This window comes from Pleomorphomonas oryzae DSM 16300, from assembly GCF_000422965.1.
Taxonomy (GTDB): domain Bacteria; phylum Pseudomonadota; class Alphaproteobacteria; order Rhizobiales; family Pleomorphomonadaceae; genus Pleomorphomonas; species Pleomorphomonas oryzae.
The window spans coordinates 219,762-237,273 of record NZ_AUHB01000003.1 but is presented as its reverse complement, the minus strand read 5'-3'; the positions used below and the strand labels follow the sequence as shown (position 1 = coordinate 237,273).

General features: G+C 61.2%; 14 protein-coding genes. 6 read left to right on the top strand and 8 right to left on the bottom strand.

Annotated elements, in window-relative coordinates; genetic code table 11:
* The first annotated feature begins 101 nt into the window (after positions 1-101).
* The 3 genes from G522_RS0106325 to G522_RS0106315 all read left to right on the top strand — a co-directional run bounded on the left by G522_RS0106325 (position 102) and on the right by G522_RS0106315 (position 2,029).
* Entirely contained in the window at positions 102-1,130 is a 1,029-nt protein-coding gene (locus G522_RS0106325) for a histone deacetylase family protein (protein ID WP_026790320.1), read from the top strand.
* 83 nt (positions 1,131-1,213) lie between these two features.
* Entirely contained in the window at positions 1,214-1,606 is a 393-nt protein-coding gene (locus tag G522_RS0106320) for a VOC family protein (RefSeq protein ID WP_026790319.1), read from the top strand.
* A 48-nt stretch (positions 1,607-1,654) separates the two neighbouring features.
* Positions 1,655-2,029 (top strand): VOC family protein, encoded by a 375-nt coding sequence (locus G522_RS0106315; RefSeq protein ID WP_026790318.1) that lies wholly within the window; start codon positions 1,655-1,657, stop codon positions 2,027-2,029.
* Between the two features lies 1 nt (position 2,030).
* Here G522_RS0106315 and G522_RS0106310 read toward each other — a convergent pair whose 3' ends face one another.
* The gene (locus G522_RS0106310; RefSeq protein WP_026790317.1) at positions 2,031-2,693 is read right to left on the bottom strand and encodes a class I SAM-dependent methyltransferase; all 663 of its coding nucleotides are present in this window, start codon (positions 2,691-2,693) and stop codon (positions 2,031-2,033) included.
* On the bottom strand, positions 2,690-3,919 hold the full coding sequence (locus G522_RS0106305) for a BtaA family protein (RefSeq protein WP_026790316.1): 1,230 nt from the start codon (positions 3,917-3,919) through the stop codon (positions 2,690-2,692). The genes G522_RS0106310 and G522_RS0106305 overlap by 4 nt, the downstream gene beginning before the upstream one ends.
* A 349-nt stretch (positions 3,920-4,268) precedes the next feature.
* On the opposite strand from G522_RS0106305, the gene aspS reads away from it, so the two are divergent.
* Positions 4,269-6,050 carry an aspartate--tRNA ligase gene (aspS, locus tag G522_RS0106300; RefSeq protein ID WP_026790315.1) on the top strand — a complete coding sequence of 594 codons (1,782 nt, stop codon included), beginning with the start codon at positions 4,269-4,271 and terminating at the stop codon, positions 6,048-6,050.
* 90 nt (positions 6,051-6,140) lie between these two features.
* Here aspS and G522_RS0106295 read toward each other — a convergent pair whose 3' ends face one another.
* On the bottom strand, positions 6,141-8,318 hold the full coding sequence (locus tag G522_RS0106295) for a hypothetical protein (RefSeq protein WP_026790314.1): 2,178 nt from the start codon (positions 8,316-8,318) through the stop codon (positions 6,141-6,143).
* Between the two features lie 293 nt (positions 8,319-8,611).
* A complete protein-coding gene (locus G522_RS0106290) occupies positions 8,612-9,781 on the bottom strand; it encodes a hypothetical protein (protein WP_026790313.1) in 1,170 nt (389 codons plus the stop codon).
* A 283-nt stretch (positions 9,782-10,064) separates the two neighbouring features.
* Here G522_RS0106290 and G522_RS25840 point away from each other — a divergent pair, with 283 nt between their 5' ends.
* Complete coding sequence (locus G522_RS25840; RefSeq protein WP_156886849.1) at positions 10,065-11,723, top strand: EAL domain-containing protein; 1,659 nt, start codon at positions 10,065-10,067, stop codon at positions 11,721-11,723.
* A 24-nt stretch (positions 11,724-11,747) separates the two neighbouring features.
* On the opposite strand, the gene G522_RS25835 is transcribed toward G522_RS25840, so the two are convergent.
* From G522_RS25835 to G522_RS0106265, 4 genes are all read right to left on the bottom strand, one after another.
* Positions 11,748-12,032 (bottom strand): DUF6455 family protein, encoded by a 285-nt coding sequence (locus G522_RS25835; protein ID WP_036838328.1) that lies wholly within the window; start codon positions 12,030-12,032, stop codon positions 11,748-11,750.
* A gap of 317 nt (positions 12,033-12,349) precedes the next feature.
* Positions 12,350-13,837, bottom strand: a complete 1,488-nt coding sequence (gene glpK, locus G522_RS0106275) for a glycerol kinase GlpK (protein WP_026790312.1) — start codon at positions 13,835-13,837, stop codon at positions 12,350-12,352.
* A gap of 85 nt (positions 13,838-13,922) precedes the next feature.
* Positions 13,923-15,416, bottom strand: coding sequence for a glycerol-3-phosphate dehydrogenase (gene glpD / locus G522_RS0106270; RefSeq protein WP_026790311.1), 1,494 nt, complete (start codon positions 15,414-15,416; stop codon positions 13,923-13,925).
* 283 nt (positions 15,417-15,699) lie between these two features.
* Positions 15,700-16,167, bottom strand: coding sequence for an Lrp/AsnC family transcriptional regulator (locus G522_RS0106265; protein ID WP_208396116.1), 468 nt, complete (start codon positions 16,165-16,167; stop codon positions 15,700-15,702).
* A gap of 161 nt (positions 16,168-16,328) precedes the next feature.
* On the opposite strand from G522_RS0106265, the gene G522_RS0106260 reads away from it, so the two are divergent.
* On the top strand, positions 16,329-17,501 hold the full coding sequence (locus G522_RS0106260; RefSeq protein WP_026790309.1) for an amino acid aminotransferase: 1,173 nt from the start codon (positions 16,329-16,331) through the stop codon (positions 17,499-17,501).
* The last annotated feature ends 11 nt before the right edge of the window (positions 17,502-17,512 follow it).

The following is a 17,512-nucleotide window of genomic DNA, read 5'->3' as shown; positions in this document are numbered from 1 at the left end:
GGGACACAGGTTATTAGTTTCGCCTTGCCGTCCGTTATCGACCGGCTACTGTCGGTGCGGAGCCGACGGCCGACCCGTCGGCGTGTCGAAAAGCCTCTGCCATGAAAACCGTCTACTCTCCCCGTCACCGTCTTCATGTTGATAATCAGGAACTCAATGCCGGTGTCATCACGCCGGCTTTCGAACTTCCGGCGCGCGTCGATTACATTCTGAAGCGGATCGCCGCGGTCGGCCTTGGGGAAGTGATCGAGGCGCGCGCCGTCGACGCGGCGACAGCCGCAGCCAAGGTGCATGATGCCGGTTATCTTCAGTTCATGGCTGATTTCTGGAAGCTCTGGCTCGCCGAGGGTAGAACCGGGCCGACCATGCCCTATGTCTGGCCGGCGCGCGGCCAGCGCGACATTCGGCCCGAGCATGTCAACGGCCTGATGGGTTATTACTCCTTTGATGGTGGCGGCTCTTTCGTCGAGGGCACGTGGGAGGCGATTCAGTCGGCGGTGTGGTCGGCAGTCGGAGCTGCGGACCTGATCCATGGTGGCGAGAGGGCCGCCTACGCTCTTTGCCGGCCGCCGGGCCATCACGCGGGATCGTCGACCATGGGCGGCTATTGTTTCATCAACAATGCAGCCGTGGCCGCCCAGCGGTTCCTGGATCACGGGGCCCGCCGCGTGACCATCCTCGACGTCGATTACCACCATGGCAATGGCACGCAGGAAATCTTCTACCGGCGCAGTGATGTGCAGACGGTGGACCTGCATGCCGACACGCGCGTTGCCTATCCTTTCTTCTCCGGTCGAGCCGACGAGATTGGCGAAGGGGAGGGGAAGGGCTTTACGCTGAACCTGCCAATGCCTTTTGGCACCGCTTGGGAGACATGGGGCGCCGCGCTCGACGAGGCCTGTCGCGCCATTGAAACCTTCGGGCCGGATGCCATCGTCGTGTCGCTCGGCCTCGACACATTCGAAGGCGACCCGATTTCCAGGTTCAAGCTGAAGCGCGAGGACTATCCGAAGATCGGCGCCCGTATCTCCCGACTCGGCCGGCCAACGCTGTTCGTGCAAGAAGGCGGTTACGCCGTGGAAGATATCGGCCACAACGCTGTGGGCGTATTAACTGGCTTTGAGGGATGACGAATTACGTCAGTAGGCACTCCTGACAGGGACTGGCAGGGCGGCCGGCTATTGTGCCTACCGCTTTCAACAGGAAGATGAAAATGCTGGATCACATGGGCTTTCCGGCCGTCGACTTTGACAAGTCAAAGGCCTTCTACGACAAGGCGCTCGCGCCGCTCGGCATATCCGTGGTGATGTCCGTCTCAGCCGAGGAAACGGGCGGCGACGCGTTTGCTGGCTATGGCAGCGATGGCAAGCCGGATTTCTGGGTGTCGACCGGCCGTCCAGCCGGCGAGATCATGCATTTTCACGTGGCCTTCGTGGCCAAGGATCGGGCTACGGTTGACGCCTTCTATGCCGCCGCAATAGCTGCAGGCGGCCGTGACAACGGCGAGCCCGGACTCCGGCCGCATTATCATCCCAACTATTACGCTGCCTTCGTGCTGGACCCCGATGGCAACAACATCGAAGCGGTCTGCCACAAACCGGAATGAAAGGATGGACGGTCGCGGCAGATCTGCCGTGGCCCGTCCTGAGCCCTCATGTTCGATCATATCGATTGTCCGGTGACGGATATTCAACGATCCGTCGCCTTCTACGACGAACTGCTCGCCCCGCTCGGGATCACCCGACTGATCACTCGCATTTCGCCGGGAGCGGCATCAAATGCCGGCTATGGCCGCGACGGTCATGCCGGATTCTGGCTGTCGGATGCGAGCCGCAAGGGCCAACTCCATATCGGCTTTTCCGCGTCGACGCGCGAGGCCGTGGCTGCCTTCCATACGGCCGGCTTGGCAGCCGGTGGCACGGATAATGGCGGGCCGGGGCTTCGTCCCTACGCGACCAACTATTTTGCCGCCTATGTTATCGATCCCGATGGCCACAACATGGAGGCCGTGTGTCGGGCTGCCGGCTAATTCAGCAAATGGTGCCGAGCTGAGCGTAGCCACGCGCCGGCCGTTCGAAGTGGAGCGTCCGGCCACTCTTCTTTGCCAAACGGGCCATCTCGGCATGGAGGTCGGCGCGGGGCGTGACGTGGAACAAGGACAGCCAACCGTGCAACAGGGTGCGGGCGGGAGTCCCTAGTTCTTCGCAAAAACCGAAATCGACCACCGACAGACGGCCGCCATCCTTCACCAGGGCGAGACCGTGGGCGAGCGCCGTCGCCCAATCGGGGATCATCGACAGCGTATAGGAAAAATAGACACGGTCGAACTGGGCAACACCAAAGTTTGCCTCGGCATCAAAAACACAGGCGTCGCCCTCGGCGAGACAAATCTCAAGACCGGAATGCTCGACGTTGCGGCGAGCCGTCTTCAACATTTCGCCGGAGATGTCGAAACCATAAAGACGCGCACCCGGATGGCGGCGGCCGGCCGCAATGAGATTTCGGCCAGTACCGCAGCCCATCTCCAGCACGGTGCCGCCCGGCGGAACCTCAAGACCGGCGATCATGCGATCGCGGCCGAGAAGGTAGGGTTTGCGCGTCGCATCGTAGATATGCCGGGTCAGCCGGTACATGCGGTCCATGGCCGCCTTCTGGCTGCCGGATGTGGGGTGTGTCGAGGCGGGGGCGCTCACGCCGCCGCCCTCTCATAGAGGTGGAACCCGCCGTAGATCGACGAGCGGTCGCGCGCGACATAACCCGGCACCGTCGAAGGATCGTAGGACCAGCGCGAGCGGATGTCAGCCGGCAGGACAGTCTCGAGCGGGCTGTCGAGGCCGGCGGTGCGGAAGATGACGCGGGCACCGGGACGGGCCGTTCGGGTGATCTCGGTCCAAAGGGCGACCATCTGGGCAGGCGTCATCCAGTCCTGCGCGTCCAGCAATACGTAGCCGTCGAGGCTGTCGACCGGCAGCCCGGCGAGCTGATCGGTCATCGAAGCCTGAACGGCAGTGACGCGATCGGCATTGGCACTGATGGCTTCGTAGGCGTCGCGGGTGAGGTAGGGCGGCACGGCGCGGCGCTCTTCTCGGTCGTACCCGCGGCCGAAGGCCTGCCAAGCGAAATAGTTGTCTTCCATTGGGAAGTCGCAGGCGAGCCGTGACAGGCGCTGGCGTAGAAGACCGGCCAGATCGCCATCGGCGTCAGCAGAAAGATAGGCGAACTGGGCCGGTGGAATGCCGAGGCCGTAGAGCGACACCGGCATGCGGCACAACCAACGAATGAGTTTGGAATCGAAGACAGGCGCCAGGTTTTCCTCAAACAGACGCCGTTGTTCGTCGAGCCCCTTGGCGGTGAGCATCAGACGCGGGTTTTTGCCATAGGCGCGGGCGAGCAGGTGCATCATGCCGATGAACCGGCCGAGCAGACCGTAACGATAGATGTTGCGGGTGAAGATCGATATCTGCCGCCGACCGGTCAGGCCCCGCTTTTCCCAATAGGTGCGGGCATCTTGCGGCAGGTGATCGCGCAGAAAGCGGTCGTAGCGGGCGGTATTTTCGCGTTCATCGGCATGGCCGAAAAAGCGGAAGAAGCTCTCGTGGTTCGGCAGATGGCACGCCGCGGTCAGCTTCAGCTTAAGCAACGCGATGTGGGCCGGGTTGAGATCGACGGCGATGATCTCGGCGGGTGATGCCGTCAGATAGTTCATGACGTTGCAGCCACCAGAGGCGATGGTGATGATGCGCTTGCCCGGCCCCAGTTCCAATGCGGCCATGTCGACGGTCGGATCTTCCCAGATCTGCGGATAGACCAAGCCGGAGAAGGCGAGCGTAAACAGGCGTTCGAGAATGCCCTCCCGGCTAGCGAGCTTGTTGGCATGCACCGCGTCCGCCAGGAGGTTCTTGGTCTTCTGCTTGCTCATGGAAGCGTCCCCATCAGCCGGCAAACGGGATTAGCCCCGTGAGTCGCCTTACGGCCTGCCGTCTGAGCGAAGGCTTCTCCCACAATCGAATGACACTATTCCGACGAAGCCGGCAAAGTTGGAAGCTTCGACCTCCCAAAATGCCGGCAATGGAAAAATCGTCTAGGCCTGCCGACCCTATTTCCGCGCATGTGACGAACGCTTTGCCAGCCGGCGAAGCGTGTAAACGACCGTCTGAATTCTTGACAAATCCGCCCCGCCGTGCGCTTGTCGCGCCCACAGATCCGGCCGCCTTGGGGCGGGAATCCGGAGCCGTTCCCGACGGAATTAACGAGACAGGACGATCATCATGCACGCCTATCGCTCCCACACCTGCGGCCAACTTCGAGCCAGCGACGTTGGGCAGAATGTGCGGCTGTCCGGGTGGGTGCATCGTGTGCGCGACCATGGCGGCCTGCTGTTCATCGATCTCCGCGACCACTATGGCATGACGCAGGTGGTGGTCGATCCCGATAGCGGCTCGTTCAAGCTGGCAGAGACGCTGCGCGCCGAATGGGTGATCCGCGTCGACTGCCTTGTCCGCGCCCGCACGCCGGAAACGGTCAACGCCAACCTTCCCACCGGCGAGATCGAAGTGTTCGCCAACGAAATCGTTGTGCTGGCGCAGGCCAAGGATCTGCCGCTGCCGGTATTCGGCGAACCGGACTATCCCGAGGACGTGCGCCTCAAGTACCGCTTCCTGGACCTACGTCGCGAAACGCTGCATGGCAACATCGTCAAGCGCACGAAGGTCATCCGCTCGATGCGTCGCCGCATGGAAGACGCCGGTTTCACCGAATATTCGACGCCGATCCTGACGGCCTCGTCGCCGGAAGGCGCGCGCGACTTCCTGGTGCCGAGCCGCATCCATGCCGGCAAGTTCTACGCGCTGCCGCAGGCGCCGCAGCAATACAAGCAGCTGCTGATGGTGGCTGGTTTCGACCGCTATTTCCAGATTGCTCCCTGCTTCCGCGACGAGGACCCGCGCGCCGATCGCCTGCCGGGCGAGTTCTACCAGCTCGACCTCGAGATGAGCTTTGTCACGCAGGACGACGTCTTCAACACCATGGAGCCGGTGATCCGTGGCGTGTTCGAGGAGTTCGCCGAGGGCAAGCCGGTCACCCAGCAATTCCGCCGCATCAAGTATGACGACGCCATCCGTCTCTATGGCTCGGATAAGCCGGACCTGCGCAACCCGATCGAAATGCAGGCGGTGACCGAGCACTTCGCCGGTTCGGGCTTCAAGGTGTTCGCCCGCATGATCGAGGCCGATCCCAAGACCGAAGTCTGGGCGATCCCGGCCAAGACCGGCGGCAGCCGTGCCTTCTGCGACCGCATGAACTCCTGGGCGCAAGGGCAGGGCCAGCCCGGCCTCGGCTATATCTTCTGGCGCTCCGAGAATGGTGCGCTGGAAGGAGCCGGTCCGCTTGCCAAGAACATCGGGCCGGAGCGCACCGAAGCGATCCGCGTCCAGCTCGGCCTTGCCGAGGGTGATGCAGTGTTCTTCGTCGCCGGCGACCCCTCGAAGTTCTACAAGTTCGCTGGCGAAGCGCGTAACCGCGTCGGCTTCGATCTGAACCTCGTCGACACCGAACGTTTCGAACTGTGCTGGATCGTCGATTTCCCCTTCTACGAGTGGAACGACGACGAGAAGAAGCTCGACTTCGCCCACAACCCCTTCTCGATGCCGCAGGGCGGCCTTGATGCGCTCAACAATCAGGATCCGCTGACCATCAAGGCTTTCCAGTACGACATGGTCTGCAACGGCTACGAGATGGCTTCGGGTTCGATCCGTAACCAGTCGCCGGAAACAATGGTCAAGGCCTTTGAACTGGTCGGCACCTCCAAGGCCGAGGTCGAGGAGCGCTTCGGTGGCATGTACCGCGCCTTCCAGTATGGCGCGCCGCCGCATGGCGGCATGGCGGCTGGTGTCGATCGTGTGGTGATGCTGCTGTGCGGTGCGCAGAACCTTCGTGAGATCACGCTGTTCCCGATGAACCAGCGCGCGGAAGATCCGCTGATGGGCGCGCCGTCGGAAGCTTCGACCAAGCAGTTGCGCGAACTGCATCTCAAGCTGAACCTGCCGAACTGATCGGCAGGCCTCGTCGAAGAAAATCAAGGCCGGGGAGGATGCCTCCCCGGCCTTTTCATTTGGGCTTTTTGAACTGATGAACGAGGACGGCTACTCGTTGGCGGTCACACCGACATTCAACAGCCGGATGAGGTCGTTTGGCTTATCGGTGTTGACCTTTTGAAGTTCACTGAAGGGCACTGGCTTTTCCGGGGCTACCGTCAGGGTGATCGACTTCGGGTCCTTGATGAAGCTAGAGATCGGCTCCTCGAACTTTGCCTGCAATTTGGGATCCTCGAGGAAGCTCAGCATCAGCGGCAGGGCACCAGCGGTATTCTGCCGGAGTTTTTCTCCATCCTGGCCGTTCTTCTTTGCCTGTGCTTCAAAGGCCTTTTCGACGATACCGCCGTTGCCGTAAGTGAGCGAGGCGGAAACAAGCGTCGCATCGTTCATGCGGGCTTCGATCTCGTCGGGTTTCTCAACCAGCGACAGCGGCAGGCCGGCGAGGTGGAAGTCGCCTGAGATCACCCCCATGTCCGCCGCCTTGAGGGTGAGGTCCTCGAGCCAGACATCGCCCTTCTCTGCGTCGTAGGTCAGGGTCATTCCGCCGGACAGATCGAGGGTCTCGTAGCCCATGGTCGTAAGTTCAGAGACCATATTCTCGTCGGACAGCAGCGCCACCGGCATGGACAGCGAGGTGAAAGTGAAATCCCCGCGTTGGGGCAGGGTACCCAGATAATTGCCACTCGTCAGAGCAAGCGAGTCGAGCCCAACCGAACCGAGCGGGGATTCGATAGACAACGCGCTGAGCTCGACAAATCCGACGGATGTGCCGCCATTGACGATGGCATCATGCAGAGCCTTGCCGGAGGGCGACTTGCCCTCTGAGGCCTGCTTGCCGAGCTCCATCAGCGATGCAAGCGACCCGAAGCGAATGTCCTGAAGCGTCAGCAGCGAAAGGCTGAATTTCGACGAGGCATCCTTGGAGTTCGCCGTGATATCCCGCAGCGTGAAGGCACCGATGCCATTGCCATCGATACCGTTGCCGTCGAAGCGATTGACTGCAAAGTCGAAGGTGTCGCCCGCCTTGATCTCCAGTTTGTTGGCTTGGACGAATGCCACTCCCATGAGCTGTGTGTAGTTGGGCAGGACATTGGCGATAAACGAAATGGGATCGTCTTCGATCCGCTTGGGATCGCCGAGCGCATCAACTACGAGCTTCACCAACGGTTGGCCGGTTTGGCGCATGAACACGTTGTCAGCTTCGATGTTGCCAATGCTGGCGGTCGCGCCATCGAAGACGAGGACAACATTGTTGACGCCATATTGCGAGTAGATGGTCCGCTGCTTACCGTCGCCAACCCCGCCCACATATTTGGACGGATCGAGTGTTTCCAGCGCAGCTCCGAAATCCATGCCAATCATATAGGTGCTGTCGATGGTCATCGACTTGAGTGGCGAGGTCTCATCCTTCGGCTTTTGCTCCGCCGAGTTGATACCAGCTCGTTCAACACGCCCGTCATGCAGACCAGATAGGTAGGCCAGCGAATAGGTGGTGATGGAATCACCCTCGTTCATACCGCTGGTTTCGATCTGGACGTTGTTCATCTCCGCCCAGTCGGCCCTAAGCCTGGTCTGCCAGCCTGCATAGCTGAAGAGCTTTTCATAAAGCGGCCGATCGGCTGGCAATCCCTTGGGCAGAGGAGGGAACACAAGCCGCTCGACGAGCAGAGTTTCGGCGGTAATGGAATAGTCGACAATCGGCGGTTTCGTAGTCTCCGCGTCCGTCTTCGGCTCTTCGGAGGGGGGCGGAGTAGCGCTCTCCGCTTTATTGTTCCCGTGGCTTTCCTGCGCCTTGGCGACGGGCTTCTGCTTCATCGACGGTGGCGTTACCTTGCCGAGTTCCTTGTCGGCGCCGGCTGCCAAACTCGCCAAGCCCGGAAACCATTTATCGACGTCGAAACGAATGTCGAGACTGTAGTTGGTGCCGCGAATGGCGTGGGCCGCAAAGGCATCACCGGGTGCGGTTCGCGGATCCTCGACGGATAGCTGGTCAAAGTGGACAGCAATCAGGTTCTCGTCGAGATCGCCGATGCTGACGTCAGACAGTGTGACCGTCTGTGTCGCCGGATCGAAGCTGCTGGTGCCAATGTCAACCGTCAGCCCGAACGCCGCCGAAGTGAGCCACTGCCGAACCAGGGTTTCCCTTGGCGTTTCGGCGTGGGCGAACGAGGGGCAGGCAAATGCGGCAAACGCGGCGACCACGCCAAGCGAAGCGCTGGTCCTCATCGACGATCCTCCCGGATGTACAGTTTAAAGGCCGGCGGACCGGCTTCTCATATTCCAGACGTTACGGGCAACGCGACACCTAGTGCAGTGACACCGACACTTGATTCACGTTGGTGGCAAGTGACTGATCAAGTGTCGGTGTCGTAAACTGCACTAGAATCAGTATGTTGCTAGTGCACTTTTCGACGCATTCATTCGCTTCGTGTTGTCCATCGCGTGGACCGAATGAATGCGTCAGTGCACTAGTCATTCGGCCAGAAATTGGCCGGCCCGCGCGCGGGCCGGCTCGCCGATCAGTTCGTGTCGGTACCTTCGTCACCTTCGCCGTCTTCCGTTTCCGGCTGATTGGCGAGGACGTCTGCCTTCAGCAGATCCGGAAGCGTCTGCGGAGCGGTCTGCGAGGCCGACATAAGCTCCTTCAGCGCAATCGGCGTTGCCGGCTTGGCGCTGATCGTCAGGTTCTTGGGATCCTTCAGGAAGGTCGTCACGCCTTGGGCCAGCTTGTCCTGGAACGGCTGATTGCCGATCGCCGACAAGAGCAGCGGCAGCGCGCCGGTGATCTGGCTGACGAAAGCAGCCGGTTCCTGGCCCATCTGCTTGGCCTGCAGGGCGATGATGCGGCCGGCCAACGAGGCGTCCCCGTAGTAGACCGAGGCCTGCTTCAGAGTGATGTTGCCCAAGGTTTCCTGCGGCGGAGAGGGCTGCTTCAACTGCTTGATGACATCGGTTGTCAGCCCGCCGAAGGTGCCGGTCAGCGTCACGGTGCCGAGATCGGTTCCGTCGATGGTGATCTCGGAGACCTGAAGATCGCCGGTCGTCTCGTCAAGCGAACCGGAACCATAGAAGCCAAGCGTCAGCTTGTCGTAGCCCATGGCCTTCAACTGAGAGGCAAACTGGCCGCTCGTATCCACGGCCGCCGGATCGATATCGATGCCATCCACCGAAACGTCGATGGCATGCGGCACATCATCGGCGTAGTTGGACAGATCCAGACCGACACTATCGACGGCAACCGGAGCTTTTCCGGGCTGGCTCAGCGAAATACCCTTGGCCGAGACTGCATCGACGCGATTGCCTGTCTCCTTGCCGGTGAAAACGGGGGCAGTCAGCTCCAGGGCAGAAACGGAGACGCTGTCGCCCTTGTTGTTGCCGTTGACGTTTTCCGCGACGATCGAGTCGGCGCTCAGCGTATCGCCGTCGACGGTGGGATTGGCAATGGTGAGCACGTCAATTTTCGTCTCGCCGCCGTCAGACGACTTGATAGAGACGTTGTTATAGACGACTCCCTCGTTCGACTGGGTCGGCGTTCCCAAGGTAAAGGTCGCGCCCTTGTCGGTCGCCAACAGCTTGGTCAGAGCCGCCGTCACCTGTTCCGGCGTCGCCGCCGAAAAGGCCGGCCCGGCGAAGCCTGCGGTCAGCGCCACGACAGCCACGGTAAGCGACCAGCGACTGGAAATCGTCATTTCACACTCCCAATAAGTCTTTATCGGCAAACAGAGATAACCCACGCCTTTCGAGACGGGCATTGTGGCCAAATGACGGTCGACACACAAGCCATGCCTCCGACCAATTTTATCGATGACGCATTCATTTCGTCGATTCCAAAGAAAGACGAGGGCGCGGCGTTTGGGAAACCATTTGTTCATCCAGCCCAAACAAAGATGAATGGTCGGAAACACGGTATTTGTTCCCACAAGCCACGACGTGGGCCAGCGAGCAGCGGACTGAAGACGGAATGGATGTGACGTGAAACTCAGGTGGTTGAAATGGCTTCGGCTCCTTGCCCTGTCGGCGGTTGTCACGACCGTTCCGATCGCTGCCGCCGATTACGTTCTTTCCCAACACGCCATCTCGACCGGACAGGCTGAAGCTGATTCCATGGCGGCGCGCTATCTCACGCGTGCAGAGACGACCGTTGCCGAGGCACTCCGTGTGCTGGCCGACCTCAGAATCAGCGGCCACGTGACGTGCAGTCTTGTCGACCGCACCGCGTTCGGGATGGCCGCCTTCAACTCGGAATTCATCGTTCAGATCGGCCTTACCGACGAAGCCGGTACGCTGATTTGCGGGGAGCCGATGGGTGCGCTCGCCGCGCCCGCCCGTCTGCCGGTCGCCGAGAAGGGCGATCCGTCGGTCATGCTGTCCGTGTTGAGTGACGGAAAGGACAAGCGTCAGGCCGTTGTCACGCTGCGGGTCGACGACCGGTTGCGTCTTGTCGCCCGTCTTGCTTCGCGCGCGTTGGATATCGACGCCGGCGCCTCCTATTTCGAAGACTCCAGCGTCGCGTCGGTTTATCTCGATGATGGATCCGAATGGAGCAAGTTCGCCGGCAAGTGGACCGAAAGCGATCAGTCGGCCGCGCTGGTATCGGTGGCATCTTCCGAGCGTTATCCGGTCAAGGTACGGGTGGCTGTCGACCAGGCGGCCGCTCAGAAATCGATCGCCGGCCTCCGAACCATTACGATCATTCTGTCGACGCTGGCAGGCCTCGGCGTTTTCATCATCGTCATGTGGTCCATGTGGCGCCAGTCGGAGGGAGACAGCTTCTCGCGCGCCGTCGAGAACCACGAGTTTGTTCCCTACTATCAGCCGGTATTCGATCTGATGACCGGCGAAATCCGTGGTTGCGAGGTCTTGGTGCGCTGGCTGCGGCCCGATGGCACGATGGTGTCGCCGGGGCAGTTTCTGCCCTATGCCGAGGCGACCGGCGCCATTCGCGACATAACCCGCCAGCTCATGACGCAGACCGTGGCCGACGTTTCCGACATCTACGACAAGAACCCGGGCCTCAAGCTGGCCATCAATCTCACGGCCATGCATTTCAACGACCTTGAGATCATGGACGACATCAAGCGGATCTACGGCAACTCGAAAATCCGCTACGAGCAGCTCTGTTTCGAGGTCACCGAGCAACATCCGCTCAAGGACCTCGCGCTCTCCCGCGCCATCATCGGCCGCATCCAGGCGCTTGGAGCCTCGGTGGCGCTCGACGACGTCGGCACCGGTCACGGTGGTCTTGCCTATCTGCAAAAGCTTGGCGTCGACATCATCAAGATCGACAAGATGTTCATCGACCACATCGGCACCGACCATTCGTCGCAGACGATCGTCGATACCTTGGTCGAGCTTGGCCATCAGCTCGGCCTTGGCATTGTCGCCGAAGGCGTCGAGCGGCCGGACCAGGTCGAACACCTGAAATCGATCGGCGTCGTCCAGGCCCAAGGCTATATCTACTCGCCGCCCATTCCGGTTAAGGCGTTCCGCGAGTTTGCCTTGAAGTCGCTGGAGCGAAGCAAGTCGGGCCTGGGTACCAGAACCGACAAACCGGTCGAAGTTTCCGACAGCTTTGCTTCGCTGACCGTTTCGGTCGATGGAGATGACGACGGCGAGGCTGACGCCGCCTGATCTTACCTGAGCGGTTTCCGACGCCTAGAAAGATGACGAGGCTGCGTCGTTGCTGATCTCTTCGAAGAGATCAGCGTTGCGGCAGAACTTCGGCGGGTGTACGGCGCCACGGATCGCCGTGATGTCGAGCCAGACCTTGCAGGCTTCGAGCTCGGTGCACTCATGGCAGCGATCGGCGGCCAGCTTGCGCTCAATGCCTTGTAAGAATTGGTCGGAATCGAGCGTCGCTGCCATGCGGCGCATGAGTTCCGGTTCCCGATCACAGCCACAGCCTTCGCCGCCAGTCTTGGAGGACGATTTGTCGATCATTCAAACCTCCACATTCACGCTATCCGAGGCGTCCATGATTAGCCTTTAGGCTAGTCGTGGCGATGACATGGATCAAAACTACGTGGATGTGATTGCCTTTTCGCGATTCGGGCAAGTTGAAGTCCGGTAATTTCATTTCTCGCGAAAGAAAGATTGTTGTCGTCCTTCGTGTTGACACTCAATACCATCTTCATCTCCGCGAAAATACTATACGGAGATTGAACAAGGTTTAGGCATACGGCTGGCCAAAGCACCACGGCCGACTGCTATCCGGCCCGCGTCGTCTCCTGTACTGGAGGGCGCGGGCCGGCATGTCTTCAGGAGGTCAACGTTCTTCTGACGGCGTCGGCCCAGCCGGCGAGTTTCCGTTGCCGCGCATTCTCGTCCATCTGCGGCGTGAATCGGCGGTTACGTTTCCAGCTGGTGGAAAAGCCATGCATATCCGGCCAGACGCCTGCCTTATGGCCAGCAAGCCAGGCGGCACCGAGCGCCGTGGTCTCCAGCACCAACGGTCGATCGACCGGAGCATTCAGAAGATCCGCAAGACGCTGCATGGTCCAATCGCTTGCCACCATGCCGCCATCGACGCGCAGCACCGTTTCCGACGAACCGGTCCAATCGCGACGCATAGCTTCAAGAAGGTCGTGCGTCTGATAGCAAACGGCCTCCAGGGCCGCACGGGCAATCTCGGCCGGGCCGGTATTGCGCGTCATCCCGTAAAGGGCGCCGCGCGCCTCGGCATCCCACCAAGGCGCACCGAGGCCGGTGAAGGCCGGAACGAGATAGACATTCTGATTGGGATCGGCATGGTCGGCCAGCGCGCCGGCTTGGTCCGATCTTTCGAAGAAACGCAGGCCGTCGCGCAGCCACTGCACGGTAGCGCCGGCCATGAAGATCGACCCCTCCAGAGCATAGGTTACCTTGCCGTCGAGGCGGTAGGCGATGGTCGACAGCAGCCGATTGGACGAGCGAACAATCTCGGAGCCGGTGTTGAGCAGCGCAAAGCAGCCGGTCCCGTAGGTCGACTTCAGCATGCCCGGCGAAAAGCAGGACTGGCCGACAGTTGCCGCATGCTGGTCGCCGGCGATGCCGCGAATGGGAATGGCGACGCCGAAGAGATCCGGATCGGTCTCACCGAAGTCAGCCGCGCTGTCGCGCACGTCGGGCAATAGGGCACGCGGTACGCCGAACAGACGCAAAAGGTCATCGTCCCAATCGCCGGCGGCGATATTGTAGAGGAGGGTACGGGAGGCGTTGGTGGCATCGGTCGCGTGCACTCGACCGCCGGTAAGGCGCCAGAGCAGAAAGCTGTCGATGGTGCCGAAAGCAAGGCGGCCGGCTTCGGCGGCGGCCCGGGCGCCTTCGACGTTTTCGAGCAGCCAGGCGATCTTGGTTCCTGAGAAATAAGGGTCGAGCAGCAGGCCGGTCTTCTCGCGCACCATGTCCTCGGCACCATCGGCCCTGAGCGCGGCGCAACGGTCGGAGGTGCGACGATCCTGCCAGACAATGGCGCGGTGGATGGGGTGTCCGGTTTCGCGGTCCCAGATCAGCGTCGTTTCGCGCTGGTTGGTTATGCCGATGGCCGCGATATCCTGCGGCGATACGGCGGCGCGGGCGAGGGCATATTGCATGGTCTCCAGCGTGGTGTGCCAGATATCCTCCGGCTCATGCTCGACCCAGCCGGAATCCGGGAAATGCTGGGGAAACTCCTGTTTGCCCACGCCCTTGACGCGATACTCCTCGTCGAAAACGATGGCCCGCGTCGACGTGGTGCCCTGATCGATCGCGAGTATGAATGCAGCCATGGTCGGTCTCCTCCCGTCCCTTGGTTTTATTTGAGTTTTAGCGGCCTATGGAGGCGGCGCAAGCGTCGTTCCGCTACCTCTCGGTTCAGCGAAGGCTAGCGATAAAGCTGTCGATTTCCGCGACTGCTTCCTTTGGTACGCGGAGTCCCAGCTTGGTGCGCCGCCACAGGATGTCTTCGGCCTTCCTCACCCACTCCTCCCTTAGGAGATAGCGAACTTCTGCCTCGGTCAGGCCGGCACCGAAGTCGCGTCCGAGGTCGGCGGTTATGGCGGCACCGGCCAGGATCGCTTCGGTGCGCGTGCCGTAGGTGCGGACCAATCGCGCTATTAAGGCCGGATCAATGCCAGGACGGGTGGCGACGATGCGCGCCCGATAAGCTTCGAGGTCATCGGCCGGTACATCGCCGCCTGGCAATGTTGCGCCCTTGGTCCACGGCGCGCCACGCCGACCGATGGTCTCTTCGATCAGCTGCAGCGCGCTTTCGGCAAGACGGCGATAGGTGGTGATCTTGCCGCCGAATACGTTGAGCATCTGCGGCTCGTTCTTGTCGCCGGCAAGCTTCAGGACGTAGTCACGCGTTGCCTCCTGTGCCTTCGAGGCCCCGTCGTTGTAAAGGGGACGAACGCCGGAATAGGTCCAGACGACGTCGGCGGCCGTAACCGGGCGCTCGAAATATTCCGAAGCCACCGCTGCAAGGTAGGCCGTCTCCTCGTTGGAGATCCGGATTTCGGCGGGGTCGCCGGAGTAATCGCGATCCGTGGTGCCGATCAGTGTGAAGTCATGCTCGTAGGGAATGGCGAAGATGATGCGGCCATCGCCGTTCTGAAAAATATAGGCGCGGTCGTGGTCGTAAAGCTTGGGAACGACAATGTGGGAGCCCTGAACGAGGCGGACATGGCGTGCCTCAGGGGTTCCGGCCACGGAACGCAGTACGTCGTCGATCCACGGTCCGGCGGCATTGACCACAAGACGCGCGGTAACCGTGCGGACGGCTCCGGTTTCCATATCGGCCAGTGTTACGGTCCAATGGTCGCCAGTGCGCACGGTCTTCGTCACGCGCGTGCGGGTGAGAATGGTGGCGCCGCGAGCTGCTGCGTCGACGGCGTTGAGCGCCACGAGACGGGCATCCTGCACCCAGCAGTCGGAGTATTCAAATCCCTTGCGATATCCGGACTTCAGCGGCCTACCGGCAGCATCGCCGCGGAGGTCAAGCACCCGTGTGACGGGTAAGCGTCGGCGCCCCCCGATATGGTCATAGAGAAAAAGGCCGAGCCGCAGCAACCAGGCCGGCCTCAGCCCCGCATGGTGCGGCAGGACGAAACGCAGCGGCCAGATGATGTGCGGCGCCATGGCCCAGAGAATTTCCCGTTCCGTCAGAGCTTCGCGAACGAGACGAAACTCGTAATGCTCGAGGTAGCGGAGACCACCGTGGATGAGCTTGGTCGAAGCAGAGGACGTTCCGGAGGCGAGATCGCCCATCTCGGCGAGCAGCACTGAGTAACCCCGCCCGACCGCGTCGCGGGCGATGCCGCAGCCGTTGATGCCGCCTCCGATGACCAGAATGTCCACGTCCGCCATCGCAACCCTCCGGTTTCACAGCCGATCCGCCCGATCGGCTTTCAGGTGAAGGCGAGATTAGCAATAATACGAAATCAAATGAATATAAAACGAAAGCGACGGATGAGATTCCGTTTGGGTGGCCGATTGAGCGACATTGCCGTCAACGGACGCGGGGTAGGGCGTGCGCCTCCCGGCTGGCAAGATGCAGTCGAGTCCGAAACCCAGCGGGGCAATGGGATGCTCTTTCGGGGTCAGCCAGAGCTTCCTTCCAGGGATTCGGTCTGAGTTTGTTCGAATGGACCTATGCCCGGATAGGAACTGTCGTGGTCCGCTTGATGGCCTTCAGCGCCACGAAGGAGCGGAGCGAGGCAAACCCGCCTACGGCTGTGATCAGCCGCTCGATAAGGCTGGCCAGTTCTCCGAGATCCTTCACCATGATCTTCAGAAGATAGTCGGCATCGCCGGTTTGCGACCAGCATTCCACCACCTCGTCGGCGGCTTCGATGAAGCCTCGGAAAGCCTTGCCCGTTTCGTCATCGTGGTTGCGCAGGCCGACCAGCGTATGGGCGATGATGTTGATGCCGAGGCGCTCTGGATCCAGGATGGCGACGATGTCGCGAACATAGCCGTCCGTTCGCAGGCGTTGCAGACGCCGAGCACACTGAGTGGGGGAGAGGTGGACGATTTCAGACAGCTCCGCCTGGGTCATGTCTCCCTTCGCCTGGATGGCGGCGAGGAGACGTAGGTCGAAGACATCCAGCTCTTCCAAGGCACGCAACTCCGCAATCGCCGCGCAAGAAACATGCGCAAGCGGGCCACATCATGCTGAAAATCCTCGCCGTGAGCAATTGCCTTTCCGGAAATCGCAGAGAAATTTCCGCAGAACCCCATTAAGGTGAGCTTATTCACCGCCAGCCGGAAGCGCCTCAAATGTTTGACACCCTGCCCGAACAGCCTGCCGATGCTTTGCTTGCCCTCATCGGACTTTATCGCGCCGACCCACGCCCTCAGAAGCTTGACCTCGGTGTTGGCGTCTATCGTGACGATAGCGGCGTCACGCCGATCATGGCGGCGGTCAAGTCGGCAGAGAAGGTGCTCTTGGAAACGCGCACCACCAAGGCTTATCTCGGGCCGGAAGGCGATCCCGTCTACACCAATCTCCTGAAGCCGATCGTGTTCGGCAAAGACCCTGGCGCACGGGTCGCTGGCATTCAGACGCCCGGTGGCACCGGTGCCGTAAGGCTAGCCGCCGATCTGGTGGCTCTGGCCCGTCCTGACGCCAAAATTCTCTACGGCGCGCCGACCTGGCCAAACCATCTGCAGATTCTCACCGCCACCCGTCTCAAGGCGGTGCCGCATCCCTATTTCGACGTGAAGACCCAGAGAGTGAATGTCGCTTCGCTGGTGGCGGCCATCGAGGGCGCATCGGCCGGCGACATCGTGCTGCTGCATGGTTGCTGCCACAACCCGACCGGCGGCGAACTGGAGCCGGCGGACTGGCAGACTGTGTTGAAGGCGCTCCAGGAAACCGGCGTGGTGCCGCTCGTCGATTTCGCCTATCACGGTCTCGGCAAGGGCCTCGAGGGAGATGCCTACGGCGCGCGCTTGTTGATGAACAACCTCGACGAGGTCATGGTCGCCTATTCCTGCGACAAGAATTTCGGTCTCTACCGCGAGCGTGTCGGCGCGCTCTACGTCAAGGCGCGCGACGAAAAGTCGGCATCGGTGGTGATGTCCAACCTCGCGGCCTTCAGCCGGGTCTCCTGGTCAATGCCGCCGGATCACGGAGCGGCCATCGTCCGCACCATCCTGGAAGACGCCGAACTGACGCGCATCTGGCGGGAGGAGATCGACCGCATGGGCGCCCGTGTCCGTGGGGTACGCTCGGCGCTGGCTGCCGCCGGCTCGGGTCTCAAAGCCCATGAAACCCAGACCGGCATGTTCTCGACGCTGGCGCTCAGCCCCGAACAGGTGCTGGCGCTGCGCAAGGATCACGCCGTCTACATGGCCGGCTCGGGCCGCATCAATGTCGCCGGTCTGCATGTCCGCGACATTCCGGCCTTCGTGACGGCCTTGAAGGCTGTTGGATATCCGGTCGACTGACGAAACCGTCC

What these genes read in the sequence shown, in the direction of transcription:
- aspS (WP_026790315.1), top strand. Translation starts at nt 4,269, where the DNA reads ATGCACGCCTATCGCTCCCACACCTGCGGCCAACTTCGAGCCAGCGAC.
- G522_RS0106320 (WP_026790319.1), top strand. Translation starts at nt 1,214, where the DNA reads ATGCTGGATCACATGGGCTTTCCGGCCGTCGACTTTGACAAGTCAAAG.
- glpD (WP_026790311.1), bottom strand. Translation starts at nt 15,416, where the DNA reads ATGGCGGACGTGGACATTCTGGTCATCGGAGGCGGCATCAACGGCTGC.
- G522_RS25835 (WP_036838328.1), bottom strand. Translation starts at nt 12,032, where the DNA reads ATGATCGACAAATCGTCCTCCAAGACTGGCGGCGAAGGCTGTGGCTGT.
- G522_RS0106315 (WP_026790318.1), top strand. Translation starts at nt 1,655, where the DNA reads ATGTTCGATCATATCGATTGTCCGGTGACGGATATTCAACGATCCGTC.
- G522_RS0106290 (WP_026790313.1), bottom strand. Translation starts at nt 9,781, where the DNA reads ATGACGATTTCCAGTCGCTGGTCGCTTACCGTGGCTGTCGTGGCGCTG.
- G522_RS0106260 (WP_026790309.1), top strand. Translation starts at nt 16,329, where the DNA reads ATGTTTGACACCCTGCCCGAACAGCCTGCCGATGCTTTGCTTGCCCTC.
- G522_RS0106295 (WP_026790314.1), bottom strand. Translation starts at nt 8,318, where the DNA reads ATGAGGACCAGCGCTTCGCTTGGCGTGGTCGCCGCGTTTGCCGCATTT.
- G522_RS0106305 (WP_026790316.1), bottom strand. Translation starts at nt 3,919, where the DNA reads ATGAGCAAGCAGAAGACCAAGAACCTCCTGGCGGACGCGGTGCATGCC.
- G522_RS0106325 (WP_026790320.1), top strand. Translation starts at nt 102, where the DNA reads ATGAAAACCGTCTACTCTCCCCGTCACCGTCTTCATGTTGATAATCAG.
- glpK (WP_026790312.1), bottom strand. Translation starts at nt 13,837, where the DNA reads ATGGCTGCATTCATACTCGCGATCGATCAGGGCACCACGTCGACGCGG.